We start from the raw sequence: 11,552 nt of genomic DNA on the forward strand, positions 1-11,552 counted from the left end.
CGCCCGGCTGCCTCGGCCGGGCGTGGGGTGGGCGAGCCTTTCCAGTGGGTCACACCTTGCCCCCGGCCACCACTTGTACGCGTGCCCGGCACGGATCCGCAGGTGATACGGGGTCAGCGCAGCCGCTGGCTGATGACCTTGGAGACCCCGTCGCCCTGCATGGAGACCCCGTACAGCGCGTCCGCGACCTCCATCGTCCGCTTCTGATGCGTGATCACGATCAGCTGGGAGCTCTCCTGGAGCTCCTGCATGATGCGGATCAGCCGCTGGAGGTTGGTGTCGTCGAGCGCCGCCTCGACCTCGTCCATCACATAGAACGGGCTCGGCCGCGCCTTGAAGATCGACACCAGCAACGCCACCGCCGTCAGGGACCGTTCGCCGCCGGAGAGCAGCGACAGCCGCTTGACCTTCTTGCCCGGCGGCCTGGCCTCCACGTCCACCCCGGTGGTGAGCATGTTCTCGGGGTCGGTGAGGATGAGCCGCCCCTCGCCGCCCGGGAAGAGCCGCGAGAAGACCCCCTCGAACTGTTCCGCCGTGTCCCGGTACGCCTCGGTGAAGACCTGCTCGACGCGTTCGTCGACCTCCTTCACCACGAGCAGGAGATCCGCCCGGGTCTTCTTCAGGTCCTCGAGCTGCTCGGAGAGGAACTTGTGGCGTTCCTCCAGCGCCGCGAACTCCTCCAGGGCGAGCGGATTCACCTTTCCGAGCTGCTGATGCGCCCGTTCGGCCGCCTTGAGCCGCTTCTCCTGCTCGGCCCGTACATACGGCCTGGGCTGGTTGCGCGGATCCGCCGGGTCCTCGGGCAGCTGTTCGCCCTCGGCGGGCGGGGACGGCGGTACGAGCTGATCGGGGCCGTACTCCGCGATCAGCCCGGCCGGTTCCACCCCCAGCTCCTCCAGGGCCCTGGCCTCCAGCTGCTCGATCCGCATCCGCTTCTCGGCGCCGAGTACCTCGCCCCGGTGCACGGAGTCGGTGAGCTTGTCCAGTTCGGCCTTGAGGTCGCGGCCCTGGTTGCGTTCGGCGGCCAGTTCGCGTTCACGCTCGGCCTTGGCCGCCTCGGCGGCGGCGCGGTCGGCCTCGGCGCGTACGACCGACACCTCCACATGCGCCAGCAGCTGCCGGGCTCCGGCCGCCACGGCCCCGGCCACGTGGGCCTCGTGGCGCAGCCGCGCGCGCCGCTGTTCCGCGCGGGCCCGTGCCTCGCGTTCGGCCCGCGCGCCCCGGTCGAGCGCGTCGGCCCGGCCCGCGAGCCCCTTCACCCGCTCCTCGTGGGTGCGGACCTGGAGCCGGGCCTCCATCTCGGTCTGCCGGGCGTTGGCGCCGTCGGCGGCGAGCCGGTCCCGTACGGAGGTGTCCGGTTCCTCCTGGACCGGGGCCTCCTCGGCGACCAGCAGCCGTTCCGCGAGTTCCTCCGCCTCGTCGGTGGCGCGCTCCAGCGCCTCCTGGGCCTTGGCGGCGGCCGCGGTCGTACGCTCGGCCTCGCCTGCCGCCGCGCGGGCCTGCCCGGAGAGCCGTCCCAGCCGTCCGGACACGGCGGACTTCTCCCGGTCGGCGGCCCTGCGCCGCTCCCCCAAGTCCTCGACCAGTGCCGCGCACTCGGCGCGCCGCTCGGTGGCCCGGCGCTGTGCGCCCGCCAGTTCCTCGCACCGTACGGCCAGTTCCGCCAGGTCGGCGGCGGCCTCGTCGACGGATGCCTGTACCTCCAGCAGGCTCGGCGCGCCCGCCGAGCCGCCGTGCGCGAAGTGCGCTCCGAGCACATCGCCCTCGGCGGTCACGGCGGTGAACGAGGGGCGCGCGGCGACCAGGTCCTCGGCGTCCTCCAGCGTCCCGACGACCACCGTGTCCCGTACGAGCCGGCGTACGGCGCCCAGCAGCTCGGCGGGTCCGCTCACCAGGTCGATGACGTGCGGCACGGCGCCGACGGCGGTCGCGGTGCGTACGGAACGGTCGGCGGTGGCGTCCGTACCGCGTCCCTCCGCCGCCGCCTGGCCGGGCACGCCGGGGGCCGCCCCCGAGCGGACCGGGTGGCCGGGCTCCTCCTCACCGGGAGGGCCGGCCAGCAGCAGGGCCGCGCGGCCCGCGTCCCGTGCGCGCAGCAGCCGGATGGCCTCGGCCGCCGTTGTCGGACCGGCGACGGCGATCGCGTCCGCGGCGGCGCCGAGGGCCGCGGCCACCGGGATCTCGTATCCGGGGGTGACGGTGAGCAGTTCGGCGGCGGGGCCGAGCAGACCGGAGAGGCCCTCACGGGCGGCGAGCAGCGCGCCGGTGCCGTCCTTGCGGCGCAGGCCGAGGGCGAGCGCCTCGTGGCGGGCCGCGAGGGCCGCGCGTTCGCGTTCGGCCGTGGTGGCGGCCTCGCGCGCCGCCGTCAGCGCGGCCTCCGCCCCGGACAGGGCTTCGCGGGCGCTGTCGTACTGTTCGCCCAGTTCATGGTCCTCGGCGTCCAGGCCGTCCACCTCGGCCTTGAGCTGTTCGTACTCCTCCTGGGCGGTGACCGCGCGCTCGCGCGCCTCGTCACGGGACGCGGCGAGGCGGCCGATCTCGGCCTGGGCCGAAGCCGCCCGGCCGCGGGCGGCGTTCACCTGGCCGTGCAGCCGGGCGAGGCCCTCGCGGCGGTCGGCGATCGCCCGTGCGGCGTCCTTGAGCCGGCGTTCCTCCGCGGCGAGTTGCCGTTCCAGCTCGGCGCGGTGCGCGACGGTGTCCTCGCGGGCGTGCTCGGCCGCCTCCAGCGCGGCCTCCAGTTCCGCCTCCTGCTCCCGGATGCGGGCGGCCTCGCGCTCCATGTCCTCGGGGTCGCGGCCGCGCCGCTCGTCCGTGGGGGCCGCGGTCGCGCTCTTCACCCGCGCGTCGGCCAGCGAGACCGTGCCCCGTACGCGCTCGGCGAGCTGGGACAGTTCGTACCAGGTCTGCTGGGCCCGCTGGAGGCGCGGCGCCAGCCGGCGCACCTCGTCCTCCAGCTCGGCTTCCCGGGTCAGGGCGGCCTTGAGCCGGCCCTCGGCGTCCTCCTTGCGCTGCTTCAGCTCGGCCTCGTCCGCGATCTCCGTACGGAGCGCGTCGCGCATCCTGACCAGATCGTCGGCGAGCAGCCGCAGCCGCGCGTCGCGCAGATCCGCCTGTATGACGGCGGCCCGCCGGGCGACCGCCGCCTGCCGTCCGAGGGGTTTGAGCTGGCGGCGCAGCTCGTCGGTGAGGTCCTGGACGCGCGCCAGGTTCGCCTGCATCGAGTCCAGCTTCCGCAGCGCCTTCTCCTTGCGCTTGCGGTGTTTGAGAACTCCGGCGGCCTCCTCGATGAACGCCCGGCGTCCCATCGGGTCGGCGTGCAGTACGGAGTCGAGCTGGCCCTGGCCGACGATGACATGCATCTCGCGGCCGATACCGCTGTCGGACAGCAGTTCCTGGATATCGAGCAGGCGGCAGGTATCGCCGTTGAGCTGGTATTCGCTGCCGCCGTTGCGGAACATGATCCGCGTAATGGTGACTTCCGCGTAGTCGATGGGCAGCGCACCGTCGGAGTTGTCGATGGTCAGCGAGACCTCGGCGCGGCCGAGCGGCGGGCGTCCGGTCGTCCCGGCGAAGATCACGTCTTCCATCTTGCCGCCGCGCAGTGATTTCGCTCCCTGCTCGCCCATGACCCAGGAGAGCGCGTCCACGACATTGGACTTACCCGAGCCGTTCGGGCCCACCACGCAGGTGATCCCCGGCTCGAAGCGCAGCGTCGTGGCGGAGGCGAAGGATTTGAACCCGCGCAGGGTCATGGCCTTGAGATGCACGCCGCCGGACTCTACCCGGCTCCGATCGTCCCTCGCCGGTTTCACCGCCGAACGCGCAGGGCACATCAGACGTTAAGAAAGGCGTGGCAGCGCCAACAATGCTTCGTACAGCGGAAGATGGAAAGAAAGAAGGGACGCCGAAGCGTCCCTTGCATATCTTGCGAGAGTGTTTCTCACCCGACCCCGAGGGGGGCTGTTGTCAGGTGAGCGCGGGCTCCGCCTGGGGTACATCAATGTCGATGCCATTGAGCAGCGACTCTCCGGGGTGCTGTGCGACGGCGGCGTTCAGCACGTCGTTCTCGGACTGGATCCGTACGAGTTCGGATTCGAGGTCCTGGACGCGCTGCTGGAGCCGTCGCATCTCGGCGAGGAGTCGCGGGTCGGAACCGCCGACATAACCGAGAAGCGCCTTTGCCATGATGAATGGTCCTCCACACTGAGTGACCGACCGAATGCGGTGTGGGTCGTGAGGGAAATCGCACCCGCGGTGCCTGGCAGTGCTTGTTCTTCACTGCGGTTCTTACTGCCAAACAGCTAAGGTGCGCGGGGATTCCAGAGTCTCACCAAAAAGTTTGACGGTCAACACGATCACAGCCCGCAGGGGCGGGCGGCCCGGCGGCGGGCGCCCGCGAAGGGTGCGGCGCCGGCTCTTCCACGGGGTCCCCGGAGTGTGGAGATCATCCCTGTCCGGGCAGCCTGGCACGACTGGCGGTTCTTGGCAACCACCAGGTCACCGCGGACCCGCGCATGTGCCATCGGCATTCCCGGGGCCTCTCGCGGCGCCCCCGAGGGCGCGATCTCAGCGGATCGCGAAGGTCTCGTAGCCGCCGCGCGGGGTGTCCCAGATCTCAGTGACTCCGTCCACACGCCCGGGTGTGTCGGCGGAGCGCAGCCATTCCAGCAGACGGTGGCAATTCTCACGTGGCCCCTCCGCGACGACCTGCACCCTGCCGTCGTCCAGATTGAGGGCGAATCCGGTGAGACCGCCGATCTCCAGAGCGTTTGCCCTGGTGAACCAGCGAAAGCCCACTCCCTGCACTCTGCCGCGTACCCAGGCCGTCAGTCGCACGTCGTCTTTCATGCACGCAAGCTAACCGGCCGATTGCTTCACGTACCCGGCGCCCCCGCAGACCATGCCGTACAGTCCCGTCGCAATAGTCTCACTCGTACGGGTGAGACACGGACACGTTGCCGTCGAGAGCATGAGGAAGGCACATGGGACGCCACCGCCGCTCAGCCGCCGCCCCGCCCGTCGAGGACCACGTGGACGGTGCGCGCCGGAAGAGGCGGATCGCCACCCCTGTACGCACCGGTCTGCTGGGTGCCTCCGCCGCCATGGCCGTAGGAGCCGTAGCCGTCGCCTCGGGCCTGCTGCCCGGCGGCGGCGACCACTTCACGGTCGGCGGCAGCGCCAACGGCGGGCAGATACGTACCGAGGGTGCTCCGGAGCTTCAGCAGCAGGGCGGCTCGTCCGCCGATCCGACGCGGGAGAGCCCGGCCTCGCCGAGCCGTGGCGCCGAGCGGACCCAGCCGCCGTCGGCGTCCGCCTCGCCCACTCCGCGGAAGCCGTCCGTCACTCCTTCGAAGGAATCGACCGAGTCTCCGGCCGCGCGGCCGGAGAAGAAGACGAAGCCCGCCGCGGCCCCGCCGAAGCCGAAGACCGAGATACCGGCCCGCTCCAGCGAGGCCCCGGCGCCCGAGCAGACCACCGAGCGCGCCGCGGAGGCGCCCGCCGCCGGTTCCAGTTCCTCCGAGGCGGCCGTGCTCTCCCTGGTCAACAAGGAGCGCGCGAAGGTGGGGTGCAGCCCGCTGCGGGCCGATGCCTCGCTCGGCAGGCTGGCGCAGAACTTCAGTGACGACATGGCGGAGCGCGGGTTCTTCGACCACACGGACCCGGACGGCAAGTCGCCCTGGGACCGCGCCGACACCGCGGGCGTCAAGAACCTGGGCGGCGAGAACATAGCCAGGGGGCAGGCCAGCGCCCAGTCCGTGATGGATTCGTGGATGAACAGCGAGGGTCATCGCGCGAACATATTGAACTGCGACTACACCCGGCTGGGTGTCGGTGTCCACACCGGCTCCGGCGGCCCGTGGTGGACGCAGGACTTCGGCTTCTGAGCCCGGCCCGCCCCGGAGGGATTCCCGGAGAGATTCACTTACCAGACGAAAGCGCCATCTACCGGACGGTGCTTTCGGTTGTAAAGTCACCGCCATGGACGCCTTCGATGTCTTCTCCCGGCAGTGCCCCTCGCGCGCGACGCTGGAGCATGTGACGGGCCGCTGGGGCAGCCTGACGGTCGGCGCCCTGTACGAGAGCCGCCTCCGCTTCAACGAACTGCGGCGGCGCGTGGACGGCGTGAGCGAGAAAATGCTCTCCCAGACCCTGCACACGCTGGAGCGTGACGGTCTGGTGGTGCGCGAGGCGCGGCCGGTCAATCCGCCGTGGGTGGATTACGAGCTGACGCCGCTGGGCCGGGAGGTCGCCGAGCGGCTTCTCGGGCTGATCCAGCTGGTGGAGGGGCGGATGCCCGAGGTGATCTCGGCGCGCGAGCGCTACGACGCGACGCGCGGAGCCCTCTGACAGCGCGGGCAGAAGTAGCTGGACCGGTTCATCCAGGGCCGTCGGCGTATCGGTGTGCCGCAGCGCCGGCACGGCTCGTCCTCACGTCCGTACGCGTCGAGCGACCTGTCGAAGTACCCCGATTCGCCGTTCACATTGACGTACAGGCTGTCGAAGCTGGTGCCGCCGACGTCGAGGGCCGCGTTCATCACGTCCCGTATATGACCGAGCAGCTCGACGGCGCGCGGCCGGGGCAGCGTGGCCGTGGGGCGTTCGTAGTGGAGGCGGCTGCGCCAGAGCGCCTCGTCCGCGTAGATATTGCCGACGCCGCTGATCAGCGACTGGTCGAGCAGGGCGCGCTTGACCGTCGTACGGCGCAGCTTCAGCGCGGTGAGGAAGGCGGCGTCGTCGAAGGCCGGGTCCAGCGGGTCCCTGGCGATGTGCGCGATGACGTCGGGCAGTCCGTCGGGGGTGTTCTCGTGGAGGGAGAGTCCGCCGAAGGTTCGCTGGTCGACGAAGCGCAGCTCGGTCGCGAGGCTGTCGGCGAAGCGGATCCGGATGCGCAGATGCTTCTCGTCGGGGGCGCTCTCGGGCTGGACCAGCAGCTGGCCGCTCATCCCGAGATGGCCGAGGATCGAGGCGTCCGTGTCGGCGAGGGGCAGCCAGAGGTACTTGCCGCGCCGCCGTGCCGTACCGATGGTGTGCCCCTTGAGCTGGGCCGCGAAGTCCTCGCCGCCGGCCGTGTGCCGCCGTACCGCGCGCGGATGCAGGACCTCGGTCGCGGCGATGGTCCGGCCGCTGACCCAGCGTTCGAGTCCACGCCGGACGACTTCGACCTCGGGCAGCTCGGGCACGGGACGCTCCTGGGGGTGAAAGGGCCGGAACGGGATGCGCCCCCCACGCCGTACGACGACGCGAGGGGCGCACCCGAAGGAGAGAGCAGGGACGCTCAGGCGTTGGCGGCGTCCGCGGGAGTCGGCTCCGACGGGGCGGAAGAGGTGTCGGCGGCCTCTCCTGCCGTGGCGTCGACGCCGTCCTCCACGTCAACGTCGCCGTCGGCGTCGGTCTTCCCCGCCGCCTCCCGTTCGTCCGCCGCGGTCCGGATGGACCGCCAGGCGGACTCCGCCGCCTGCTGCTCCGCTTCCTTCTTGCTGCGGCCGGTGCCGGTGCCGTACGAGACACCACCGACGCGGGCGGCAGCAGTGAAGGTCTTCTCGTGGTCCGGGCCCGTTTCCGTGACGAGATACTCGGGCACGCCGAGGCTCTCCGCCGCGGTCAGCTCCTGGAGACTGGTCTTCCAGTCCAGGCCGGCCCCGAGATTCGAGGACTTCTCGATCAACGGGTCGAAGAGCCGGTGCACCAGCTCGGACGCCGCGTCGAGGCCCTGGTCGAGATAGACAGCGCCGATCACCGCTTCGAGGGTGTCGGCGAGGATGGACGCCTTGTCCCGGCCGCCCGTGCCCTCTTCGCCCCGGCCGAGCCGGATGAAGGAGCCGAGTTCCAGGCCGCGGCCCACTTCCGCAAGCGCACGCGAGTTGACCACCGCGGCCCGCAACTTGGCCAGCTGGCCTTCGGGCAGATCGGGGTGGGTGCGGTACAGCGTGTCCGTGACCACCAGGCCCAGCACCGAATCCCCGAGGAATTCGAGCCGCTCGTTGGTGGGCAGACCGCCGTTCTCGTACGCGTACGAACGATGGGTCAGCGCACGCACCAGAAGGGCGGTCTCGAGCTGATACCCGAGCCGCCCTTCCAGAAGCGTGTGGGACGAGGCTGTGCTGACATTGTCTGTCTGCTTCTTGGCATGGGACAGTTCAGACATCGCGCCTCTCACCAGCCGCTCAGACCTCGAGGACCTGGCGCTTGTTATAGGTGCCGCAGCTCGGGCACGCGATGTGCTGCAGCTTCGGCTCCTGGCAACGCTCGCACGAAACCAGGGTGGGGACCGCAGCCTTCCACTGCGACCGGCGGTGGCGCGTGTTGCTGCGCGACATCTTCCGCTTCGGAACAGCCACGGCTACTTCTCCTGCTTCTCGTCGACGCCCGCTTCGGCGCCGCCCATGTTGTCCTTCTCGCCGTCCTTGACGGTCTCGGCGAGTCCCTGCAGTGCCGCCCAACGGATGTCGACGGCGTCGTGGTGGTGGTCCGGGTTCTCGTCCAGCCTGATCCCACATGTGGAACACAGACCGGCACAGGTCTCCCGGCACACCGGCTGCATCGGCAGTGCGAGCACCACCGCATCACGCAGCACCGGTTCGAGGTCGAACAGGCCATCTTCGATGAAGAGTCTGTCGTCGTCCTCGCTGTACTCGGCGTCAGCGGCCGGCTCCGCACGGGTGCGGCCCCGGTCATCGGCGTCGTGGTACGAGAACATCTCCTGGAAGTCCGCCGCCACTTCCTGGCTGAGCGGCTCCAGACACCTTACGCACTCCCCCTCGGCCGCCGCACGGGCGGTGCCCGTGACGAGCACGCCCTCCATGACGGATTCGAGGCGGAGGGTCAGTTCCACGGGCGCCTTCTCGGGCGTCCCGATCACCCCCGCGATACCGAAGTCCTTGGGGGCGGGCACCGAGCGGGTCAGCTTCTGGAGCGCACCAGGACGCCGCCCCAGCTCGTGTGTGTCGAACACGAGGGGGTCGCGGTGGTCGAGGCGCGCGTTCAGGGCTTTTCCCGCTTTCGGATCGTGAGGGGGGCCGCCACCGTCGCGGAGGCGAGCGGGCGGCATGGGTCGCGGACATACACGCGGCCGAAGAGCCAGGGTACTGGACAGGCCGCCGTAGGCCCAATCCGGCCCCTCGGGGAGACCGGACGGAGCGCGCGGTCCCGGCGCCCCGTCCCCCGCGCGGCTCCGGTCTCCCGGCCGCGCGGCCTCAGTGCCCTTGCTCGTACCGGCGCAGCTGCTCCAAATCGATCATGCTGGTGTCGAAGAGGCTGGTCTCGTCGAGGGCGCTCTGCTGCGGCTCGTGGGCCGGGGGCAGCGCGTGCTGCTGCGGCTGGGCCTCGGGCTGCTGCTGCCAGCCGTAGTTCGGGTCGTACCCCTGTGCCTGGCCGTGGCTCTGGTCCTGGCCGTACCCCTGCTGCTGGTACGCGTACGGGTCCTGCTGGTAGCCGTACGCGTCCTGCTGCTGGTAGCCGCCGTAGCCGGCCTGGGTGGCGTACGCGGGGTCCTGGTAGCCGGCCTCGGCGTACTGGGGCTGCGGCGGGGCCTGGGGCGGCGTCTGCGGGTACGCGGGCTCGGCGTAGGGCTGCTGGACCGGCACCGGGGGCCGCTGCTCCGCCACGGGCTCCTGGACGCCGTCCCGGGGGCTCCCCGCGAGGTCCGCCAGATAGTCCGCGTCGCTGGTGCGCCCCTGCGGGCCCGCCGCGTCCTGGGCGGCCATATGCGCCCCGAGGTCGTCCGAGTCGGTGCGGCCGTGGAGTTTCTGCCTGCCGCGGCCGACCGCTTCGAGGGTCTTGGACAGGACCGCCTCGAAGGCGCCGAACTTGGCGTCGATGTACTCGTCGGCCCGCCGGATCAGGGTGCCGGGGTCGTCGCTGTACTCGGGGGCGTCATCGTCGTCACCGCCGGTGGCGCGGCCGAGCAGCTTCTCGCGGCCCCGGTCGACGGAGCCGATGGTCTTGGTGAGGACGACCTCGAAGTTGGCGAGCTTGGAGTCGACGTAGTCGTCGGCCTCGGCGCGGATCTCCTCGGCGTCCCTGCGTGCCTCGGTGAGGATGCGGTCGGCCTCCTCCTGGGACTGCCGGGCGACCGCGGTGTCGGAGATCAGCCCGGAGCGCTGGGCGTGCGCCGCCTCGATGATGCGCTCGGCCTCCTGGCGGGCCTGCTCGGCGAGCTGCTCACGGCCGCCGATCAGCTCCTGGGCCTGGGCCAGCGAGCCCGGGAGCGCTTCCCGTACCTCTTCCAGCATCGCGAGCAGCTCGGCGCGGTTCACCACGCAGGACGCCGACATGGGCATGGAGCGGGCACTGCCGACCGCGTCGACGATCTCGTCGAGCTTCTTCTGTACGTCCACCGTGTGCTCGCCACTCTCTCAGCTGGTTTGGAGACGGACGCAACGACTGTACGGCCAGTTCGAGCCCGTCCGACACCGGATGACGGGCCGTCAGTTCCTCAGCGCTCGCCGAGGCGTGCCAGCAGGGCCGAGTGGACGGCCGCCGGCAGCAGGTGGGACACGTCCCCGCCCCAGGTCGCGACCTCTTTGACCAGGGAGGAGGAGAGGAAGCTGTAGGTGGGGTTGGTGGGGACGAACAGGGTCTCCACTCCGGAGAGCCCGTTGTTCATCTGGGCCATCTGCAGCTCGTAGTCGAAGTCGCTGACGGCACGCAGGCCCTTGACGATGGCCGGGATGTCGCGCTGCTTGCAGAAGTCGACGAGCAGTCCGTGGAACGCCTCGACCTCCACGTTGCCGAACTCGGCGGTGACCTCGCGGATCAGACCGATCCGTTCCTCGATCGTGAACAGCCCCTTCTTGGACTGGTTGATCATCACTGCGACATGGACGACGTCGTACAGCTTGGAGGCACGGGCGATGATGTCGAGATGTCCATTGGTGATGGGGTCGAAGGACCCCGGACAGACGGCGCGGCGCAACTTGATTCCCTCGCTCTCCGGTCCGGTCATGGTGCGTCTTCACTCGTAGAGGCGGCGCGACCGTACCAAAGCGTCCCTTCGCCGTAGCGACGGGACCGCAAAGGCTCGAAACCCTCCGGCCAGTCGAATTCCCCGCCCCTGGTGCTGCGTTCCACGGTGGCGACGGCATCGCCGCTGAGCCACCCCCTTGTGCGGAGTGTGAGGAGTATCTCCCGAAGATCGTCGTCGGTGACGGCGTACGGCGGATCGAGGAAGACCACGTCGTAGGGGGTGTCCGGGACCGGTCCCGTGACGATCTGCTCGGCCTTGCCGGTACGGACCTCCGCGCCGGGCAGTCCGAGCGTCGTGACGTTCGCGCGGACGGTACGGGCGGCGCGGCTGTCGGCCTCGACGAGCAGCGCGTGCGCGGCGCCGCGGGAGAGCGCCTCCAGGCCCACGGCGCCGGATCCCGCGTACAGATCGGCGATCCGGATGCCGTCGAGGGTGCCGAGGAGCGACTCCCAGCTGGAGAAGAGGCCCTCACGCGCCCGGTCGGAGGTGGGGCGGGTGCCGGTGCCGGGCGGTACGGCGAGACGGCGTCCGCCGGCGGCACCGGCGATCACGCGGGTCATGGAAGTCGGATCCTCGGTTCGATGGG

At 70.7% G+C, this 11,552-nt stretch carries 12 protein-coding genes; 2 read left to right on the top strand and 10 right to left on the bottom strand.

The features are described 5' to 3' along the window. Positions 1-113: 113 nt before the first annotated feature. From CU044_RS31930 to CU044_RS31945, 3 genes are all read right to left on the bottom strand, one after another. Positions 114-3,767: an AAA family ATPase gene (locus CU044_RS31930; RefSeq protein ID WP_129772220.1), complete on the bottom strand. Its 3,654-nt coding sequence runs from the start codon at positions 3,765-3,767 to the stop codon at positions 114-116. A 199-nt stretch (positions 3,768-3,966) separates the two neighbouring features. Beyond that, positions 3,967-4,185, bottom strand: coding sequence for a hypothetical protein (locus tag CU044_RS31935; protein WP_030351764.1), 219 nt, complete (start codon positions 4,183-4,185; stop codon positions 3,967-3,969). Positions 4,186-4,566: 381 nt separating this feature from the next. Further along, positions 4,567-4,848 carry an acylphosphatase gene (locus CU044_RS31945; RefSeq protein ID WP_129772221.1) on the bottom strand — a complete coding sequence of 94 codons (282 nt, stop codon included), beginning with the start codon at positions 4,846-4,848 and terminating at the stop codon, positions 4,567-4,569. 134 nt (positions 4,849-4,982) lie between these two features. Between CU044_RS31945 and CU044_RS31950 the strand changes: the two genes are divergently transcribed. After that, the gene (locus tag CU044_RS31950; protein WP_129772222.1) at positions 4,983-5,885 is read left to right on the top strand and encodes a CAP domain-containing protein; all 903 of its coding nucleotides are present in this window, start codon (positions 4,983-4,985) and stop codon (positions 5,883-5,885) included. Positions 5,886-5,979: 94 nt separating this feature from the next. Further along, entirely contained in the window at positions 5,980-6,348 is a 369-nt protein-coding gene (locus CU044_RS31955; protein ID WP_129772223.1) for a helix-turn-helix domain-containing protein, read from the top strand. Here CU044_RS31955 and mutM read toward each other — a convergent pair. The 7 genes from mutM to rsmD form a co-directional block, all read right to left on the bottom strand. Beyond that, positions 6,321-7,181 carry a bifunctional DNA-formamidopyrimidine glycosylase/DNA-(apurinic or apyrimidinic site) lyase gene (gene mutM / locus CU044_RS31960; protein ID WP_129772224.1) on the bottom strand — a complete coding sequence of 287 codons (861 nt, stop codon included), beginning with the start codon at positions 7,179-7,181 and terminating at the stop codon, positions 6,321-6,323. The two genes, CU044_RS31955 and mutM, sit on opposite strands and share 28 nt — an antisense overlap. 95 nt (positions 7,182-7,276) lie before the next feature. Next, on the bottom strand, positions 7,277-8,146 hold the full coding sequence (gene rnc, locus CU044_RS31965) for a ribonuclease III (protein ID WP_129772225.1): 870 nt from the start codon (positions 8,144-8,146) through the stop codon (positions 7,277-7,279). Positions 8,147-8,165: 19 nt separating this feature from the next. Next, a complete protein-coding gene (gene rpmF / locus CU044_RS31970) occupies positions 8,166-8,339 on the bottom strand; it encodes a 50S ribosomal protein L32 (protein WP_003965982.1) in 174 nt (57 codons plus the stop codon). A gap of 2 nt (positions 8,340-8,341) precedes the next feature. Next, positions 8,342-9,049 (bottom strand): DUF177 domain-containing protein, encoded by a 708-nt coding sequence (locus CU044_RS31975; protein ID WP_129772226.1) that lies wholly within the window; start codon positions 9,047-9,049, stop codon positions 8,342-8,344. Between the two features lie 145 nt (positions 9,050-9,194). Continuing rightward, positions 9,195-10,337, bottom strand: coding sequence for an ATP synthase F0 subunit B (locus tag CU044_RS31980; RefSeq protein ID WP_129772227.1), 1,143 nt, complete (start codon positions 10,335-10,337; stop codon positions 9,195-9,197). Between the two features lie 98 nt (positions 10,338-10,435). Next, positions 10,436-10,915 carry a pantetheine-phosphate adenylyltransferase gene (gene coaD, locus CU044_RS31985; protein ID WP_193564124.1) on the bottom strand — a complete coding sequence of 160 codons (480 nt, stop codon included), beginning with the start codon at positions 10,913-10,915 and terminating at the stop codon, positions 10,436-10,438. A gap of 26 nt (positions 10,916-10,941) precedes the next feature. After that, the gene (rsmD, locus tag CU044_RS31990) at positions 10,942-11,526 is read right to left on the bottom strand and encodes a 16S rRNA (guanine(966)-N(2))-methyltransferase RsmD (protein WP_129772229.1); all 585 of its coding nucleotides are present in this window, start codon (positions 11,524-11,526) and stop codon (positions 10,942-10,944) included. Between the last annotated feature and the right edge of the window lie 26 nt (positions 11,527-11,552).

This window comes from Streptomyces sp. L-9-10, assembly GCF_004151105.1.
Taxonomy (GTDB): domain Bacteria; phylum Actinomycetota; class Actinomycetes; order Streptomycetales; family Streptomycetaceae; genus Streptomyces.